14 protein-coding genes and 1 riboswitch are annotated in these 17,567 nt (G+C 69.9%); of the genes, 8 read left to right on the top strand and 6 right to left on the bottom strand.

Going from position 1 to position 17,567, the window contains the following annotated elements; genetic code table 11:
• Positions 1 to 128 precede the first annotated feature (128 nt).
• Positions 129 to 1,490: an MFS transporter gene (locus tag ACFMQL_RS07335; RefSeq protein ID WP_378785016.1), complete on the bottom strand. Its 1,362-nt coding sequence runs from the start codon at positions 1,488 to 1,490 to the stop codon at positions 129 to 131.
• 215 nt (positions 1,491 to 1,705) lie between these two features.
• Positions 1,706 to 2,467, bottom strand: coding sequence for a hypothetical protein (locus ACFMQL_RS07330; RefSeq protein WP_378785015.1), 762 nt, complete (start codon positions 2,465 to 2,467; stop codon positions 1,706 to 1,708).
• Positions 2,468 to 2,803: 336 nt separating this feature from the next.
• On the opposite strand from ACFMQL_RS07330, the gene serA reads away from it, so the two are divergent.
• Positions 2,804 to 4,393 (top strand): phosphoglycerate dehydrogenase, encoded by a 1,590-nt coding sequence (gene serA / locus ACFMQL_RS07325; protein WP_364058989.1) that lies wholly within the window; start codon positions 2,804 to 2,806, stop codon positions 4,391 to 4,393.
• 668 nt (positions 4,394 to 5,061) lie between these two features.
• On the opposite strand, the gene ACFMQL_RS07320 is transcribed toward serA, so the two are convergent.
• The gene (locus ACFMQL_RS07320; protein WP_364058986.1) at positions 5,062 to 5,466 is read right to left on the bottom strand and encodes a C40 family peptidase; all 405 of its coding nucleotides are present in this window, start codon (positions 5,464 to 5,466) and stop codon (positions 5,062 to 5,064) included.
• 213 nt (positions 5,467 to 5,679) lie between these two features.
• A riboswitch (cyclic di-AMP (ydaO/yuaA leader) is annotated at positions 5,680 to 5,821 on the bottom strand.
• Positions 5,822 to 5,920: 99 nt separating this feature from the next.
• Here ACFMQL_RS07320 and ACFMQL_RS07315 point away from each other — a divergent pair.
• Together ACFMQL_RS07315 and ACFMQL_RS07310 are read left to right on the top strand one after the other, a co-directional pair.
• Complete coding sequence (locus ACFMQL_RS07315) at positions 5,921 to 6,967, top strand: 3-isopropylmalate dehydrogenase (protein WP_364058983.1); 1,047 nt, start codon at positions 5,921 to 5,923, stop codon at positions 6,965 to 6,967.
• Positions 6,968 to 7,212: 245 nt separating this feature from the next.
• On the top strand, positions 7,213 to 8,310 hold the full coding sequence (locus tag ACFMQL_RS07310; protein WP_364058980.1) for a branched-chain amino acid aminotransferase: 1,098 nt from the start codon (positions 7,213 to 7,215) through the stop codon (positions 8,308 to 8,310).
• Positions 8,311 to 8,393: 83 nt separating this feature from the next.
• Here ACFMQL_RS07310 and ACFMQL_RS07305 read toward each other — a convergent pair whose 3' ends face one another.
• On the bottom strand, positions 8,394 to 9,377 hold the full coding sequence (locus ACFMQL_RS07305) for an aldo/keto reductase (protein ID WP_364058977.1): 984 nt from the start codon (positions 9,375 to 9,377) through the stop codon (positions 8,394 to 8,396).
• Positions 9,378 to 9,523: 146 nt separating this feature from the next.
• Here ACFMQL_RS07305 and ACFMQL_RS07300 point away from each other — a divergent pair, with 146 nt between their 5' ends.
• Entirely contained in the window at positions 9,524 to 10,168 is a 645-nt protein-coding gene (locus ACFMQL_RS07300) for a thioredoxin domain-containing protein (RefSeq protein ID WP_364058974.1), read from the top strand.
• A 235-nt stretch (positions 10,169 to 10,403) separates the two neighbouring features.
• Complete coding sequence (gene cimA, locus ACFMQL_RS07295; protein ID WP_364058971.1) at positions 10,404 to 11,978, top strand: citramalate synthase; 1,575 nt, start codon at positions 10,404 to 10,406, stop codon at positions 11,976 to 11,978.
• A gap of 118 nt (positions 11,979 to 12,096) precedes the next feature.
• On the opposite strand, the gene ACFMQL_RS07290 is transcribed toward cimA, so the two are convergent.
• Complete coding sequence (locus tag ACFMQL_RS07290; RefSeq protein ID WP_364058968.1) at positions 12,097 to 13,653, bottom strand: heparinase II/III family protein; 1,557 nt, start codon at positions 13,651 to 13,653, stop codon at positions 12,097 to 12,099.
• A gap of 281 nt (positions 13,654 to 13,934) precedes the next feature.
• On the opposite strand from ACFMQL_RS07290, the gene ACFMQL_RS07285 reads away from it, so the two are divergent.
• A complete protein-coding gene (locus tag ACFMQL_RS07285) occupies positions 13,935 to 14,531 on the top strand; it encodes an HD domain-containing protein (RefSeq protein WP_378785012.1) in 597 nt (198 codons plus the stop codon).
• Positions 14,532 to 14,742: 211 nt separating this feature from the next.
• Here ACFMQL_RS07285 and ACFMQL_RS07280 read toward each other — a convergent pair whose 3' ends face one another.
• Positions 14,743 to 15,126, bottom strand: a complete 384-nt coding sequence (locus ACFMQL_RS07280; protein WP_364058962.1) for an antibiotic biosynthesis monooxygenase — start codon at positions 15,124 to 15,126, stop codon at positions 14,743 to 14,745.
• Positions 15,127 to 15,365: 239 nt separating this feature from the next.
• Between ACFMQL_RS07280 and ACFMQL_RS07275 the strand changes: the two genes are divergently transcribed.
• Together ACFMQL_RS07275 and gltX are read left to right on the top strand one after the other, a co-directional pair.
• Positions 15,366 to 16,142: a fumarylacetoacetate hydrolase family protein gene (locus tag ACFMQL_RS07275; RefSeq protein WP_364058959.1), complete on the top strand. Its 777-nt coding sequence runs from the start codon at positions 15,366 to 15,368 to the stop codon at positions 16,140 to 16,142.
• The gene (gltX, locus tag ACFMQL_RS07270) at positions 16,135 to 17,508 is read left to right on the top strand and encodes a glutamate--tRNA ligase (RefSeq protein ID WP_364058956.1); all 1,374 of its coding nucleotides are present in this window, start codon (positions 16,135 to 16,137) and stop codon (positions 17,506 to 17,508) included. Before ACFMQL_RS07275 ends, gltX begins: the two co-directional genes overlap by 8 nt.
• Positions 17,509 to 17,567: the final 59 nt, after the last annotated feature.

The raw sequence follows: 17,567 nt of genomic DNA, 5'->3' as shown, positions 1-17,567 counted from the left end.
GAGCGAGTATCGGCCTGAACCTCGGTTGCTGTCCAGAATACGGGGATCGGTTGCAAATGGCCCCAGGACAGGGGCCATCCGGCGCGCCGCCCGCCCCGCTGGGACGTGCCGGAGCCCCGCGGTGACGGTCACTCGGCGGTCGCGGAGGCAGGTACGGCGGGCGGCTTGAGCCGGTACTTCAGCGTCATCAGCACCGAGGCGAAGATGATCAGTGCGGGGATCAGCGTCTGCCCGATGAGGACCGCGCTCAGCGCGCTCTCCGGCTGCTCGACCGGCAGGCTCGGCTCCGACTCGATGAAGCCGCCGATCGACAGCACCACGCCGAAGATCAGCGCGCCGAACGAGCTGACCCCGCTCTCGATGGCGGTCCACAGCCCGGTGAGCACGCCGGCCCGCCGCTTGCCGGACGCCGCCGCGTCCGTCGCGATCACGTCGGCCAGCATCGAGAACTGCAGCAGCTGCAGCCCGGCGTAGCCGATGCCGACCAGCAGGATCCAGCCGTGCGCCCACGGCGAGCCGAACATGGGCGTGGCCAGCGCGGCCATGGTGCCGCCTCCGTACATCAGCGCCGCCAGCACCATCGCGCCGCGCTTGTCGAGGCGCTTGGCGAGGCGCACCCACAGCGGCATGGTCAGCAGGATCGGCCCGACGAGCGCGGCGAACAGCGTCTGCGTGGCCCCGGGGTCGCCCAGCGTGTACGTCGCGAAGTACGGCGCCGCGGCCAGCATCATGCTGACCGCCAGCATCTGCGTGCAGGACAGCACGGTCAGCCACAGGAACGCCGAGTTGCCCTTGATCGCCGCGAACTGCTCGCGCCATCCGCCGCGATCGGGCTCGGGCGCCCCCGTCATGGGCGCGCGTGCGGTGCCGAAGAACGAGGCGAGCATGGCCACGAGCATGATGACCGCGATCGTCAGCCCCATCATGCGGTAGCTGTCCAGCGTGCCGTGCTCGCCCTCGCCGGTGGCGATCGCCGGCGCGAGCACGCCGCTGATCGCGGTGGCCGCGCCGATGAAGACCATCCGCCACTGCAGCAGCGACGTGCGCTCGTGGTAGCTGTGCGTCATCTCGCCGGGCATCGCCTTGTACGGCACCTCGAACAGCGCGTACGCGGTGGCCGTGGCGAGGAAGCAGGCGCCGACGTACAGCGCGGCGGGCACCCCGGACAGCGGGGGACCGGCGAACACCAGGAAGAACGCGGCCGGCATCGTGCACGCGCCGGCGAGCAGCCAGGGCCTGCGCGGCCCCCAGCGCGAGACGGTCCGGTCCGACCAGCGGCCGACCAGCGGGTTGATGATGAAGTCCCAGACCTTCGGCGCGGTCACCACCACGCCGGCCAGCCACGCCGGCACGGCCAGGAAGTTCGTCATGTAGTACAGCAGCAGCAGGCCGGGCACCGTGTTGACGGTGGCGGTGCAGAAGGAGCCGATGCCGTAGCCGAACCGCACGCCCTTCGGGACGGTGGCCTCGCCCGCGCCCGGTGTGATCATTACCTCATTGAATCCGAGCGAGGCCTTGTTGGGGAGGGCCCAGTTTCGCGGTAACGGCCTGAATCAACCGGCCCCGGTCCGGTGGTGAGGGCCCGGTGCGGCGAGGGCGTGGCCGGTCGGCGCGAGCCCGGTCCCAACGGTGAGGGCGCTGCGGTGAGGGAGCTGCGGTGAGGGCGCGGCGGGGGAGGGCCCGGGCGGAACGGACCCTCCGCCGGTCAGTCGTTGACGCTGGCGCAGACGACGTGGGCGCCGATCTCGATCATGCGGCGCTCGCTTCGCGCGTCGGCGACCCTGGCCATCAGGATCGGCGCGCCGGAGGCGGCGAACTGCGGCAGCCGGGCGCGCACGAGGCGGTGCAGGTCGCGTACGACGTCCTCGGCCGCGGACATGTGCACCTTGACGTGCAGCATGATCCCGGTGGCGCCGGAGGCCGTGCGGGCCTCGCTGATCCACACGTGGTGCACGAGCGGGAAGTCGACCAGCAGGTACGCGATCGCCTTGCGCAGCGCGGGCAGGATCGGATGCGTGCACCGCCGGTAGCCCGGGTCCACCTGCTGCATCGGCCCCGACAGATGCGGGCGGGGAGCGGGCACCCACGGCAGCGCGGGCGCTTCGGGCGAGGGAGGAGCCACCTGGGCCAGCGCGGCGCCGCGTGACACGGTGGCCATCGCGCCCGTGGCGTAGGCGGCGGGAGCCGCACCCGACAGCACGGGTGTGGGTCCCGTGCGCGTCGTGGTGATGAAGCGGTGCAGATCCTCGATGGGCACGGCCGCGGCGGCTGGGCCGGCCGCGTCGATCACGATCTCGCGCACCCCGGTGACGCGCTGGATGTCCAGGATGGTGTCGGCGTCGCAGGACGAAAGGGAATGGCTGCCGCGGTGCCGGGCATAGGTGGCGGGGCTGGTGTAACCCAGCAGCACCCGGTCACCCACTTGCGTGGTCCCGAGGACCACGGAACGATCTGGTCGCACTGCCACCAGGACTCCACCGTCGGCAAGAGCGCCCAGGAGGCGGTGAGGAGTGCCATGCTGGGCGAGCACGTCGGCAAGCGCAGGATTCCCGATGCTCATATGACGCACCATAGGTAGTCGGCCACGGCTTATCAGGCTAACGGCGAATAAATCTCCCGATCAAGACAAAGATGGGAGCCGCGTGGATGACTTTGCCGCCTGGTGGGTACTCAGGTCCGCGTCTCACATCGTGAGTCCCTCGTGAACGCGTTCACAAGCGCCCGATAGACTCTGTGGGACCGCCGGGGGGGATCCGTGGACGTGTCCCTCCCCCAGCCCGCCTTGCCTTAAGGATCCACACCAGTGAACAAGCCCGTCGTTCTGGTCGCAGAGGAGCTGTCCGAGGCCGGTCTCGCCGTTCTCGGCGCCGATTTCGAGGTCCGCCACACCGACGGCGCCGACCGTTCCCAGCTGCTGCCCGCCCTCGCCGACGTTGACGCGCTCATCGTCCGCTCCGCCACTCAGGTCGACGCGGAGGCCATCGCCGCGGCGCCCAAGCTGCGCGTGGTCGCCCGCGCGGGGGTCGGTCTCGACAACGTCGACGTCGAGGCGGCCACCAAGGCCGGTGTCATGGTCGTCAACGCTCCGACCTCCAACATCACCAGCGCCGCCGAGCAGACCATCGCGCTGATCCTGGCCAGCGCGCGCAACACGCCCCAGGCGCACGCCGCGCTGAAGAACGGCGAGTGGAAGCGCTCGAAGTACACCGGTGTCGAGCTGGACGGCAAGACCGTCGGCATCCTCGGTCTCGGCAAGATCGGTCAGCTCGTGGCCCAGCGGCTGGCGCCGTTCGGCGTCGAGCTGATCGCCTACGACCCCTACCTCCCGCCGGCCCGCGCCGCGCAGATGGGCGTCCGGCTCGTCAGCCTCGAAGAGGTGCTCAAGCAGGCTGACTTCATCACCGTCCACCTGCCCAAGTCCAAGGAGACCATCGGGCTCATCGGCGACCGCGAGCTGCACCAGGTCAAGCCCAACGTGCGGATCATCAACGTGGCCCGCGGCGGCATCGTCGACGAGGGTGCGCTCTACGCGGCGATCAAGGAGGGCCGGGTCGCGGGGGCCGGTCTGGACGTCTTCGCCAAGGAGCCGTGCACCGACAGCCCGCTCTTCGAGCTCGACCAGGTCGTCGTCACGCCGCACCTCGGCGCCTCCACCCACGAGGCCCAGGAGAAGGCCGGCACCCAGGTGGCGCGGAGCGTGAAGCTGGCGCTGGCGGGCGAGTTCGTGCCCGACGCGGTCAACGTCCAGGGCGGCGTGGTCGCCGAGGACGTCAAGCCGGGCCTGCCGCTGGCCGAGAAGCTGGGCCGGGTCTTCACCGCGCTGGCCGGCGAGGTGGCCACCAAGCTCGACGTCGAGGTGCGCGGCGAGATCGCCTCCCAGGACGTCCGGGTGATCGAGCTGGCCGCGCTCAAGGGCGTCTTCACCGACGTGGTGGAGGAGCAGGTCACCTACGTCAACGCGCCGCTGCTGGCCAAGGACCGCGGCATCAACGTCGAGCTGGTCACCAGCTCCGAGAGCCCCGACTGGCGCAACGTCGTCACCGTGCGCGGCGTGCTGGCCGACGGCCGCACGGTCTCGGTCTCGGGCACGCTGTCCGGGCCGCGCCAGATCACCAAGATCGTCGAGGTCAACGGCTACGAGATGGAGATCGAGCCGACGGCCCACCTGTGCTTCTTCACCTACACCGACCGCCCCGGCATCGTCGGCGTGGTAGGCCGGCTGCTCGGCGAGCACGGCATCAACATCGCCTCGATGCAGGTGGCCCGCGACGTCAAGGGCGGCAAGGCGCTCATCGCGCTGACCGTCGACTCGGCGATCCCGGCCGACGTGGTCGAGCAGATCGGCGCCGAGATCGGCGCCGAGAGCGGCCGCTCGGTCGACCTGGAGGACTGAGCCTGAGCCCGGCCGGGCGGATGGGCCGGGCCCCCGGTTGATCCGGAGGACTGAGCCTGAGCCCGGCCGGGCGGACGGGGCGGGCCCCCGGTTGATCCGGAGGGCCGCGCCTTTCGGCCGGCCGGCTGGGTCAATACCCCTTTGACCTGCGAAGGGCCGTCACCCGTTTCGGGTGGCGGCCCTTTTCCGTCTCAGGATGCGAGATAGTAGGACATCCAAGCTTCATCCTCGGGTACTGTAGCCGGTGATGCGCCAGGTTCTCGTACTCATTACCTGCCGCGGCGGGGCCTGTTAGGGCAGGTCGACATACCCGCCGCGGTGAGCGGCGCATGTGTCGGCCGTTAAGTCCCTTCGCCCGGTCCGCAACCCGGACCACGAGATCAGGCCCGATCGGGCTCGCGACCGGAGCCCGGCTTCCCCCTCTCTTTCAGGAACGCGTCCGCGAAGCGAGATGAGTCACATGTACGAGATGTATGCCTACAACCGTGCCGAGGACCACGAGGACGAGGCCACCGAGGCCGTCCAGATGGCCCTGGACCGGCGCGACAACGGCGGAGCCCCCCAGAGCAGGTGAGTACGAGCGGCCCCGCGCTCGTCGCACGGGGCCGGTCGTCGCCGGAGTGCGGCCGGAGTTCATGGGTGTGGTCCGGTGGTCGCAGGGGTGAGGTTCAGAGGGTGGCGGTGAGCATCGGCGGTGCGGGTTCCTTGCGCCGTTCGAGCACCTTGGCCCACTGGCGGACGCCCTTGGGATCCGGTCTGACCGCGCCGACGAACGCCTGACGGCGCCACTCGGAGAGCTTCTCCTCCTTCACCACGTCGCCTGAACGTGGCGCGTGCACCATGTATCCGGGCTTGGAGATCATGCCCACGTGACCGAGGCCGCTGAAGAAGACAAGGTCACCGGGCTTGAGCTGGTTCCATCCGATCTTTCTTGAGAACGCGTGGTACTGCTCGGCGGCGGTACGCGGCAGGTGGATCCCCGCCTTCCTGTACGCCCTGAGCATCAGCCCGGAGCAGTCGTAGCCGCCGTTGCCGGTGCCGCCCCACACGTACGGGGTGCCGCGCTGGCGCATGGCGAACTTGAGCGCGACCTTCCAGGCGGGCCTGGGCCGGCGCTTCTCCAGGATGCGCTTGACCTGAGGACCGGTGAGGGTGATCGAGCCGGCCGGGCTCGTGTCCGGGCCGGCGGGGTCGCGGCTCTCGCCGGGGTCGGCGAAGGCCGGAGAGGGGAGTGCGATGAGCCCGGCGGCGACGCCTGCCAGGGCGATGGCGATGCGAGACAGGGGTCTGTCCTTCCATGCGGCCGACCGGGTTAGCTGACGGGCTCGGGCCTGGAAGACAGCCCTACGGCGTGCGCCGATTCGCCCCTGGGGGAGGTTGGGTCCCCGGCTCCACGCAGCTGCTGCGTGGATTAGGCCTGACGGACTCTAACGAAACGGTCAAAAGGTCGCAATACGTCTAAAATCGGACGTCCGGACAGTGAGATGATGTGTTCGTCAGTCGAGACGAGCCGGTAAGGTACCGCCCATGGAGTCGCGTAACATCCGCTTGGCTGTCATCCCCGGTGACGGCATCGGCACCGAGGTCGTCGCAGAAGGACTCAAGGTCCTGGAGGCGGTGGGCACGAAGATCGAGCCCACCCACTATGACCTGGGCGCCGCACGCTATCACCGCACCGGCGAGACGTTGCCCGACTCGGTGCTCCAGGAGCTGCGCGGCTACGACGCCATCCTGCTCGGCGCCGTCGGTGACCCCAGCGTGCCGCCCGGCATCCTGGAGCGCGACCTGCTGCTTCGGCTGCGGTTCGAGTTCGACCACTACGTCAACCTGCGTCCGGTCAAGCTGTTCCCCGGCGTGCGCACCCCGCTGGCCGACACGCCGCCCGAGAACATCGACATGATCGTCGTCCGCGAGGGCACCGAGGGCCTCTACGCCGGCACCGGCGGCGCCATGCGGCGCGGCACCCCGCACGAGATCGCCACCCAGGAGTCGCTCAACACCGCCTACGGCGTCGAGCGCGTGGTGCGCTACGCCTTCGACAAGGCGCAGTCGCGCCCTCGCAAGAAGCTCACGCTCGTCCACAAGACGAACGTCCTCACCTACGCGGGCGACCTGTGGCAGCGTACGGTCAACCGCGTGGCCGCCGAATACCCCGAGGTCAGCGTCGACTACTCCCACATCGACGCCGCCTCGATGTTCTTCGTCACCCAGCCCGAGCGCTTCGACGTGGTGGTCACCGACAACCTCTTCGGCGACATCATCACCGACCTCGGCGCCGCCATCGCGGGCGGCATCGGCCTGGCCGCCAGCGGCAACATCAACCCCACCGGCGCCGCGCCCAGCATGTTCGAGCCCGTCCACGGCAGTGCGCCCGACATCGCCGGCCAGGGCAAGGCCGACCCGACCGCGACCATCCTGTCCGTCGCCATGCTCCTCGACCACCTCGGCCTGAGCGCCGAGGCGGCCAAGGTGGAGCAGGCCGTCGCCGCCGACATCGCGGCGCGTGCTGAGGGTGCCGCCCCGCGCAGCACGCAGCAGATCGGCGACGACATCACCGCGCGAGTCGCCGGCTAGGGTCGCCTAGCCGATTCACGAGCGCCCGGCGGCCCTAGGAGGACTGCCGGGCGCTTTTTGGTGTCCCCAGCACCAGGGGGAAAGTGCGCTTAATGCACCATTGACCCCTTGCCATCCCATATAGCGAGACAATAGGAAGGACGGACTGCCTTCCGGCGCGGCCGCCCTGCGGCGGCCGCGCAGAACCGCAGCCGGCGGGCAGTTCCGTTAGATTTCGGTAGATCGCAGAGAGAAGGATCGTCGTCATGACCGTCGCTCAGAAGCTCAGCTTCGACGTGCAGCTATCCGACCACGCTCGCACCGCGGCCGAGCGGGAGCAGGTACTGGCGAACCCGGGTTTCGGGCAGATCTTCACCGATCACATGGTCTCGATCGACTACACCGAGGGCCGGGGCTGGCACGACGCGCGGCTCACGCCGTACGGGCCGCTCACCCTCGACCCCGCCACTGCGGTCTTCCACTACGCCCAAGAACTGTTCGAGGGCCTCAAGGCGTACCGGCAGGCGGGCGGCTCGATCGTGATGTTCCGCCCGTACGCCAACGCCCGCCGCTTCAACCGCTCGGCCCAGCGCATGGCCATGCCCGAGCTGCCGGAGGAGACGTTCGTCGAGTCGCTCGAGCTGCTCGTCGACACCGACAAAGAGTGGGTGCCCACCACCGAGGGGCACAGCCTCTACCTGCGCCCCTTCATGATCGCCACGCAGGTCGGGCTGGGCGTCAACTGGCCGTCGAAGACCTACCGGTACATGGTCATCGCCTCGCCCGCGGCCTCCTACTTCACCGGCGGCATCAAGCCCGTCTCCGTCTGGCTGTCCACCGAGTACACCAGGGCCGCGCCCGGCGGCACCGGCTTCGCCAAGTGCGGCGGCAACTACGCCGCGGCCTTCGTGGCGCAGCGGCAGGCCGTCGAGAACGGCTGCGACCAGGTCGTCTGGCTCGACGCGCACGAGCACCGCTACGTCGAGGAGATGGGCGGGATGAACCTGTTCTTCGTCATCGGCGGCAAGCTCGTCACCCCCGCGCTCACCGGCACGCTGCTGCCCGGCATCACCCGTGACTCGATCCTCCAGCTCGCCGGCGACCTCGGCCTGGAGACCGAGGAGCGGCTGATCAGCGTGGACGAGTGGCAGGCCGGCTGCGAGAGCGGCGAGCTGACCGAGGTGTTCGCCTGCGGCACCGCGGCCGTGGTGACGCCGGTCGGCTCGGTCAAGGGCGCCGACCGCTCCTGGACGGTCGGCGACGGCACCCCTGGCCCGATCACCATGCGGGTGCGCGAGGAGCTGGTCGGCATCCAGTACGGCGCCCGCCCCGACACCCACAACTGGATCCACAAGATCGCCTGAACCCCCGGCGGCGGGCGCGGCCGGCGAGCACCGAGCCCGGCGAGGTGGCGGGGCCGGCCAGGGCGACGTCTCCGCGTGCGGCGTCAGGTGTCGAGGTTGGCCAGGTAGGCGGCGTTCCCCCGCTCACCGGCCACCGCGCCCGGCGGCACCAGCGCCTCGAGCCGCCGCACCGTCTCCTCATCGAGGAAGACGTCGGCGGCCGCGGCGTTGGACCGCGCGTTCTCCGCCCGGCGGGTCCCCGGGATCGGCACGGTCCCGCGGCGCACGAGCCAGGCCAGCGCGAGCTGCGCCACCGGCAGCTCCAGCTCGGCCGCGAAGCCCGCCACGGCGTCGGTCAGCTCCACGTTGCGGTCCACGTTGCCCTCGGCGAAGCGCGGGTTGCCCCTGCGCCAGTCGCCGTCCTCCAGCGAGTCCCGGCCGCGGATCGCGCCGCCGAGCAGGCCGCGCCCGAGCGGGCTGTAGGCGACGAACCCCACACCCAGCTCGTCGCAGGCCGGGATGACGTCCTGCTCCGGGTAGCGGTGGAACAGCGAGTACTCGCTCTGCAGGGCGGTGACCTGATGGACGGCGCAGGCGCGGCGCAGCGTCCGCGCCGACACCTCCGACAGGCCGATGTAGCGGATCGACCCTGCCTGCACCAGCTCGGCCAGCGCGCCCATCGTCTCCTCGATCGGCGTCGTGGGGTCGAGCCTGTGCAGATAGTACAGATCCACATGATCGGTACGGAGGCGGTCGAGGCTGGCCTCCAGCGCCCTGCGTACGTACTCGGGCCTGCCCATGCCCGGCACCAGCCTGCCCTGCTCGTCGGAGTTGCCGCCGAACTTCGTGGCCAGCACCACCTCGTCCCGCCGGCCCCGCAGCACCCGCCCGATCAGGGTCTCGCTGTGCCCGGCGCCGTAGATGTCGGCGGTGTCGACGAACGTGACGCCCGCATCCAGGGCGGCCAGGAGCGCCTGCGTGGCCTCAGGCTCGCTCACGTCGCCGTAGACCCTGGGCGCCAGCGTCATCGCGCCGAAGCCCAGCGCCGAGACCGCCGGCCCGTCGCGGCCGAGTGTCACGTACCGCATGATCCCCCCTTGCACACCTGCCGTGTCCCCTGAGGACGACCCCTGAGAACCACACTGCCCGCCGCGCCGACCGGCTACGCGTGTGATGGGCGTTGTCACCGCTTCCGGTAGGGTCTGCGCGATCGAATAAAGGTGAGAGTGGGCTCATGAGGAAGCGGTTGATGGCGGTAGCGGCGGCCTTCGCGGCGATCGCCGTACTCGGGGTGCTGGCCTTCGCCCGGCCCGGCGTGTCGTCCGACGGGGTGGAGCTGACCAGGCAGGCGGACGGCTCGATGATCCTGGCGGACCTGGGCAGCGACGCCCCGGTGCTCGACGTGTTCGAGGATTTCGACTGCCCGGTGTGCAAGGACATGCACAACAGGGTCGACGCGACGATCCAGCGCCTGGCCAGGGAGGGCAAGGTGAAGGTCGTCTTCCACGCGGTGACGATCTTCCGTGACGAGCCGATGCGGTCCAACTCCATCCGTGCCGCCGCGGCCGCGCGCTGCGTGCCGGAGCAGAACTGGCTGGCCTTCAGAGACGCCCTGTACGCCATGCAGCCCGCCCCGCACGGCGTGGCCTCGGGCTTCACGGTGGAGGAGCTCGTGGCGGCGGCGAGGAAGGCGGGCGCCTCGGTGGACGCGTGCGTGGAGTCGCAGACGTACGCGGACGAGCACCTGGCGGAGACGGCCAAGATCCCGCTGGAGGGCACGCCGACCGTGCTGCTCGACGGCCGGATCCTGGGCGGCGAGGTCTTCGACCCGGTCGCGCTGGAGCGTCTGATCACGGACGGTGGCGGCGTCCGGGTGTGACCGTCCCCCTCCCTGCCGTGTCCCAAGGAGTGAGATCGGTGTGCCAGATGGTGAATCCATGTGGCACACTGGACGGCACCATGTTCTACGGTCTGCTCATTATCGGCAGGCGCGCTGGCTGAAACGGGACACCGCCAGCGCGCAGACCTCTCACGTCCGTGAGGGGTCTTTTTGTTTTCCCGGACAACCGACCCTTCGCCCTCGACAGAGAAGCACCCGCAGAGAGAAGAGACTCATGGCCGACGACCGCTTCCACGTCTACGACACGACGCTACGCGACGGCGCACAGCAGGAAGGGCTCAACCTCACCGTCGCCGACAAGCTCGCCGTCGCACGTCACCTGGACAGCCTGGGCGTCGGCTTCATCGAAGGGGGCTGGCCGGGCGCCAACCCCAAGGACACCGAGTTCTTCAGGCGCGCTCGAACAGAGCTGGACCTGAAGCACGCGCAACTCGCCGCGTTCGGCGCGACCCGCCGGGCAGGCGTGAAGGCCGCGGACGACCCTCTGGTGGCCGCCTTGCGCGAATCCGGCGCGCCGGTCGTGACCCTTGTCGCCAAGAGCCACGACCGGCACGTGGAGCTGGCCCTCCGCACGACTCTCCAGGAGAACCTCGCGATGATCCGCGATACGGTCACTCACCTTCGTGCGGAGGGTCAGCGCGTCTTCCTCGACGCCGAGCACTTCTTCGACGGCTACAAGTCCAACCCAGCGTACGCGCTGGAGGTCGTCAGGACCGCCGCCGAAGCCGGGGCCGACGTCATCGCCCTGTGCGACACCAACGGCGGCATGCTGCCCGACGAGCTGGCCGAGATCGTGCACGAGGCCGTGCAGACCAGCGCCAGGGTCGGCATCCACTGCCACGACGACACCGGCTGCGCCGTCGCCAACACCCTGGCCGCGGTCAAGGCGGGCGCCACCCACGTACAGGGCTGCGCCAACGGCTACGGCGAGCGCTCCGGCAACGCCAACCTCTTCACCGTCGTCGCCAACCTCCAGCTCAAGCGCGGCTACGACCTCGTGCCCGAGCAGTCGCTGGCCGAGATGACCCGCATCGCGCACGCCATCACCGAGGTGACCAACGTCACCCCCAACTCCCACGCCCCGTACGTCGGCACCTCCGCCTTCGCCCACAAGGCCGGCCTGCACGCCAGCGCCATCAAGGTCGATCCCAACCTCTACCAGCACATCGACCCGGCCCTGGTCGGCAACGACATGCGCATGCTCGTCTCCGACATGGCCGGTCGCGCCTCCGTCGAGCTGAAGGGCCGCGAGCTGGGCTACGAGCTGACCCCCGACGACACCAAGACGCTCGTCGAGCGGGTCAAGGACCTCGAGGCCCGCGGCTTCACGTTCGAGGCCGCCGACGCCTCCTTCGAGCTGCTGCTGCGCGACACCGTCGAGGGCGAGCGCAAGCGCCACTTCGAGGTCGAGTCGTGGCGGGTCATCGTCGAGCGCACCAAGGGCGGCGAGCTGGTCAGCGAGGCCACCGTCAAGCTCCACGCCAAGGGCGAGCGCATCGTCGCCACCGGCGAGGGCAACGGCCCCGTCAACGCCCTCGACAAGGCCGTACGCCTCGCGCTCGAACGGCTCTACCCCGAGCTGGCCAAGCTGGAGCTGGTCGACTACAAGGTCCGCATCCTGGAGGGCACCCACGGCACCGACGCCGTCACCCGCGTCCTCATCACCTCAAGCGACGACGTCTCCGAATGGGCCACGGTCGGGGTGGCGGAGAACATCATCGACGCCTCCTGGCAGGCGCTGGAGCAGGCGGTCACGTACGGGCTGCTGCGCGCCGGTCACGACTGCTGACCGGCTCTTTCGGCATCGGGCCTCCGCGAAGGGGGCCCGGTCCAACAGCACCCGATCTCGTAGGGCCCGATCTCGTAGGGCCCGGTCTGGTGGGCCCGGTCTCGTCGGTGCTCGGCCTCTAAAGCACCTTGGCCGAGAACGACACCCCGTTCACCTTGACCTTGCCGCCCGAGCACGACACCTTGGGCGCGTCCGTGCCCGGCACGATCACCGTCAGCACCGACTTCGCCGCCGGCGAGACCACCACGTTGGCCCGCTCCTTCGACAGGTACGTCGGCGACACCCAGCCGAGCTTGCCGCCCCGCTCGACCTTCTGCCCGCCGAGCCGGGAGCAGGACGCCGTGAACTGCAGCAGCGTCACCCTGAACTTGCCGTCGCCCAGCACCACCTTGCCGCGCTCCTTCGAGACGAGCTTGAGCGAGGGGGCGAAGCGCCAGATGTTGCGGACCTTCTTGCCGCCCGACGCCGTGTCGTAGACCGCCATCAGGTCGTCGTCGTGGTTCACCAGCACCGACCTGGTCCTGCTCACCCCGTACGCCTTGTCGGTCAGCCGGAACGCCTGGCGGTCGCTGCCGTACGAGGTCTTGACGAGCTTGCTCGCCGTGCGCGGGCGGAACTTGGCGCCCACCACGGTCGGCACGTTGTGCGCCTCGGGGGAGAGCGTCCAGTAGCGGTAGGAGCTCTTCTCGTAGGAGTGGAAGCCGCCGTCCATGAGGATGTCGCGGCCCTGCGCGTAGTAGGTGACGCCCAGGTGGTCCTCGTGGCCGTGCCACTTCATGCCTGGGCCGAACCTGATCGAGTAGTACGCCGACTCGGGCTCGTCCCACTTGGTGCGGCCGAAGACGTAACCGGCCCGGTACGCCTTGACCTTCTGCTTCGGCGTGCCCGTCTCCATCTTGGGCTCGGTCTCCGCGCTGCCGTCGCCGATCGGCACCATGTAGCCGTTGGGCATGGTGGCGTGCGCGATGAAGTCCTTCAGCGCCTCGGCCCGCTTCGAGATCGTGCCGGGCACCTTGCGGCCGCACGCCTTCATATTGCTCATCGCGACCTGGAGGCGGCCGTAGACGTAGACGGCGTAGCGCGGCGCCTGCTCCATCAGCGCGCCCTGCGCGTCCACGTCGAGCTTGACGGTGCCGGTCAGCCGCTTGACGGCCAGGTTCGCCCAGTCCTTACGGCCGTAGCGGCAGCCGATGCCCATGAGCGCGATGTCCTGGTCGATGCCGTGGTTGTGGCCCTTCTTGTACAGCCGCGGGTTCGCCAGGAGCTTGGCATGCACGGCCAGGCTGTCCTTCAGCCAGCTCGCCTTCACATGCCTGCTCAGGCAGAGCAGCGGCTGGGTGCGCAGCGAGACCGGGTGGTCCTTCCACACGTACGAGGGGGTGCCGCGGGCGCCGTACTTGTTGCGCGCCACCCAGTCCTTGGCGATCTCGGTGGCGCGGTCGAGGTAGCGCTGCTCGCCGGTGTTCTCGTACTCCACGACGAGCGTGCCCATCCAGCGCAGCGACTGGAAGACGTACTCCCAGGAGCGGTTGCGGTACGGGCTCGCCGTCCACTTGATCTTCTTGCCCAGCTTGTACGCGGGCAGCCCGACCAGCGAGATCTCGCCCTTCATGACGTCCTCGGCGGTCGGCGTGGCGGGCAGCCAGTCGCCCTGGCACTCGGCGGTGCGGGCCACCTTGTCGCCTGCCGCGCCCCCCGTAGTGCCCCCCGTAGTGTCCGCCGTCGTCGCCGTCTGCGTCGCTGCCTGTGCCGGGCTTACCGAGGCACCGAGTACGAGCGTTAAGGCAAGAGGTATCGCGAGCCGGCGCACGCCAGTTCCTTCCAGGGACAAAAAGGTGAGGGCGGGACATGCTTTCGAAACGACGATCATAGGGTCAAGCCGAATGGCCGTTTCGTTAGGTCCCCGATGCCCCGCCACAATCCTCAGCGGCCGGCCGGCAGGGCATGCTGGTCCATGTGAAACTCGACGACCTGGTGATGCCCGACACGCCCGCGTGCCGGGGCGCGCTCGAAGTGGCCACCCGCTACCACACGCCCTCGCTGCTCAACCACTCCATACGTGCCTACCTCTGGGCGGCGGCCTACGCCCAGGACAACGCCATCGCCTTCGACGCGGAGCTGCTGTACGTGGCGGCGATGCTGCACGACATCGGCCTGGCCGCCGAGTACGACAGCCACGCGGTGCCGTACGAGGAGGCCGGCGGGCACGTGGCCTGGGCGTTCTGCGCGGGTGCCGGCTGGTCGCCGGAGCGGCGCGACCGGGTCGCCGAGGTCATCATCCGGCACATGTGGGACGAGGTGCCCGTGGACGAGGACCCCGAAGGGCACCTGCTCGAACTGTCCACGGGCATGGACATCTCGGGCCGTGACACCGATAGGATCCCGGCCCGCGTGCGCGCGGAGGCGCTGGAGCGCTATCCGAGGCTGGAGATCGCGAAGGAGTTCAGCGTCTGCATCGCCGACCAGGGCGCGCGCAAGCCGTCGAGCTACGCGGCCCGGTTCGTCCGCAACGGCATCGTGGACCGGATCATCCGCAACCCGCTCGACGACTGATCGCAGGCTCCGCCCCCGGCCCTTGGCACTCGCCCCGGCCCTCGGGCCCCGGCTTTCGGCCCGCCCGGCTTTCGGCTCTCGGCGAGGGCCCCAGGGCCGGGCGTTCGCGAGCGAGTGGCCCGGAGCGGGGTGTTCGCGGGCGAGTGGCCCGGGGCCGGGTGTTCGCCGGGCGAGTGGCCCGGGGCCGGGCGTTCGCGGACGAAGGGCCGGGCTACGCCTTGGGGCCCGCGTTCTCGACCACTTCGAAGCTCCACACCTCCGAGCCGGTCGCGGCCGGGCCGCCATGCCCGTGCCCCTGCCCGTGACCATGACCGTGCCCCTGCCCGTGTCCGGCGGCGCCGGCGGGACGCTCGCCGGCGGCCTGGGCGTGGCCGCGCTGGAACGCCTCGCCCTGCTGCCACTTCTGGAAGTCCTCCTCGCTGCGCCAGCGGGTGTAGACGAGGTAGCGGTCGGTGCCGTCGACCGGGCGCAGCAGCTCGAACCACTCGAACCCGTCGGCGGCCTCCACCATCCCGGCCCGGCCGGCGAAGCGGCGTTCGAGCTCCTCGCGCATCTCGGCGGGCACGGTCAGTACGTTGATCTTCACGACGGACATCGCAGGTCCCCTCTCGTCGGCGCACGGCTCAGCGCAGTGACTCAGCAACGACTCAGCGCACGGCACGGTGCGGCGCAGGTGCGGCTCCAGGCTAACGCGGGCCGCCTCCGGTGCCCGGTCAGGCCCCAGCGCGTCGCGCACCCACCGGAGTGGCGGCTCTTTCGCAGCTCAGGGGACGCGACGCGCAGCGAACGCCCGAGGTGGGCGGACCCCTCCGGCGGCGGCGATAGCCTTGACGGGTGCGTATAGCGAGGTTCTCCACAGGCGAAGGCGTCTCGTTCGGCGTGGTCGAGGGCGGTCCAGGCGAGGAGTTCGTCTCCGCGATCTCCGGCCACCCGTTCGGTCAGGTGCAGTTCACCGGCGAGCGGTTCCCGCTCTCCCAGGTGAAGCTGCTGGCCCCGATGCTGCCGAGCAAGGTGGTCGCCATCGGCAGAAACTACGCCGAGCACGCGGCCGAGCTGGGCAACGAGGTGCCCGAAGAGCCGCTCATCTTCATGAAGCCGTCCACCTCGGTGATCGGTCACGGCGAGAACATCGCCTACCCCACGTCGCTGTCCGACCGCGTCGACTATGAGGGCGAGCTGGCCGTCGTCATCGGCAGGCTCTGCCGCGAGGTGCCGGTCGAACGCGTCAAAGACGTCATCTTCGGCTACACGTGCGCCAACGACGTCACGGCCCGCGACCTGCAGAAGAAGGACGTGCAGTTCACCCGGGCCAAGGGCTTCGACACGTTCTGCCCGCTCGGGCCGTGGATCCAGACCGATCTCGACGCGAGCGACCTCGCGCTGACCACCACGGTCAACGGCGAGATCCGGCAGAGCGGCCGTACGAGCCAGCTCATTCACGACATCCCCGCGCTGGTCGCGTACGTCAGCGCGGTCATGACGCTGATCCCCGGCGACGTCATCCTGACCGGCACCCCGGCGGGCGTCGGCCCCCTGCAGATCGGCGACGAGGTCAGCGTCGGCATCGAAGGCATCGGCACACTCACGAACAAGGTGGTCTCCCGTGACTGAAGTACGGGTGCGGTTCGCGCCGTCCCCAACCGGCATGTTTCACGTGGGCGGCGCGCGTACGGCGCTGTTCAACTGGGCGCTGGCCCTGCAGTCGGGCGGCCGGTTCGTGCTGCGCATCGAGGACACCGACGCGTCGAGGAACCGTCCCGAGTGGACGGAGGGCATCATCTCCGCCCTCGACTGGATCGGCATCAACGGATCCAACCCCGCCTTCGAAGGCCCCTACTTCCAGTCGGCGTACGAGCCGCAGCACCGCGAGGCGGTGGCCAAGCTGCTCGCCGACGGCCGCGCCTACTACTGCGACTGCACCCGCGAGACGCTGGTCGCCCGCACCGGCTCCGAGCACCGCGGCTACGACGGCTACTGCCGCGAGCGCGGCCTGACGCAGGGCGCCGTGCGCTTCCGCACCCCCGACGAGGGCGTCACGGTCGTGGAAGACCTCGTACGCGGGAACGTCGAGTTCCCCAACGAGGCGCAGGAGGACTTCGTCATCGCCCGCTCCGACGGCTCGCCCCTCTACGTGCTGGCCAACGCGGTCGATGACATCACCCAGAACATCACCCACGTCGTACGCGGCGAAGAGCACCTCGGCAACGCGGCCAAGCAGATGCTGCTGTGGCCCGCGCTCGGCGCCACCCCGCCGGTCTGGGCCCATCTGCCGGTCATCGTCAACGAGCAGCGCAAGAAGCTGTCCAAGCGCCGCGACAAGGTGGCGCTGGAGAGCTACCGCGACGAGGGCTACCTCGCCGAGGCGATGGTCAACTACCTGATGCTGCTCGGCTGGGGCCCCGGCGACGACCGCGAGATCATGCCGTGGTCGGAGATGGTGCCGCTGTTCCGGCTGGAGAACGTCAACTCCGCCAGCGCGTTCTTCGACGAGAAGAAGCTGCGCGCGTTCAACGGCGAGTACATCAGGGCGCTGCGGCTGGAGACGTTCGAGGAGCGCTGCGCGCCCTTCCTCGACCCGTCGTGGGACCGCGAGCTGTTCAGCAAGGTCGCCGCGCTGGCCCAGACCCGCATCTCGGTGCTGTCGGAGATCCGGCAGAACGTCGACTTCCTCTTCCTCGACGAGCCCGTCTTCGACCAGGCGTCGTGGGACAAGGCGATGAAGAACGCCCCCGAGGAGATCCTCACCGGCTACCTCGAGCGGCTTGAGACCGTGAGCTGGGACCCCGAGTCGCTCAAGCAGGCGCTGGAGGAGGTCGGCGCGGCCCAGGGGCTCAAGCTGGGCAAGGCGCAGGCGCCGGTCCGCGTGGCCGTCACCGGCCGTACGGTCGGCCTGCCGCTGTTCGAGTCGATCGAGGTGCTGGGCCGCGAGCGCACGCAGGAGCGGCTGCGCGCCGCCCTGGCCCGCCTGCGCGGCTGAGCACACCTTTGTCGTAGTACGGCTCTCGTAGTACGGCTCTCGTCGTACGGCCGGTGCGG

It is taken from the genome of Nonomuraea fastidiosa (assembly GCF_042751225.1).
Classification (GTDB): domain Bacteria; phylum Actinomycetota; class Actinomycetes; order Streptosporangiales; family Streptosporangiaceae; genus Nonomuraea; species Nonomuraea fastidiosa.
This window is presented reverse-complemented; position numbering and strand designations above follow the sequence as displayed.

Bases quoted from the DNA above. Each gene is read 5' to 3' on its own strand.
- ACFMQL_RS07335 (WP_378785016.1), bottom strand. From the start codon at position 1,490: ATGATCACACCGGGCGCGGGCGAGGCCACCGTCCCGAAGGGCGTGCGG.
- ACFMQL_RS07320 (WP_364058986.1), bottom strand. From the start codon at position 5,466: ATGCGCCAGCGCGGCACCCCGTACGTGTGGGGCGGCACCGGCAACGGC.
- ACFMQL_RS07315 (WP_364058983.1), top strand. From the start codon at position 5,921: ATGGAGTCGCGTAACATCCGCTTGGCTGTCATCCCCGGTGACGGCATC.
- ACFMQL_RS07310 (WP_364058980.1), top strand. From the start codon at position 7,213: ATGACCGTCGCTCAGAAGCTCAGCTTCGACGTGCAGCTATCCGACCAC.
- ACFMQL_RS07305 (WP_364058977.1), bottom strand. From the start codon at position 9,377: ATGCGGTACGTGACACTCGGCCGCGACGGGCCGGCGGTCTCGGCGCTG.
- ACFMQL_RS07300 (WP_364058974.1), top strand. From the start codon at position 9,524: ATGAGGAAGCGGTTGATGGCGGTAGCGGCGGCCTTCGCGGCGATCGCC.
- cimA (WP_364058971.1), top strand. From the start codon at position 10,404: ATGGCCGACGACCGCTTCCACGTCTACGACACGACGCTACGCGACGGC.
- ACFMQL_RS07280 (WP_364058962.1), bottom strand. From the start codon at position 15,126: ATGTCCGTCGTGAAGATCAACGTACTGACCGTGCCCGCCGAGATGCGC.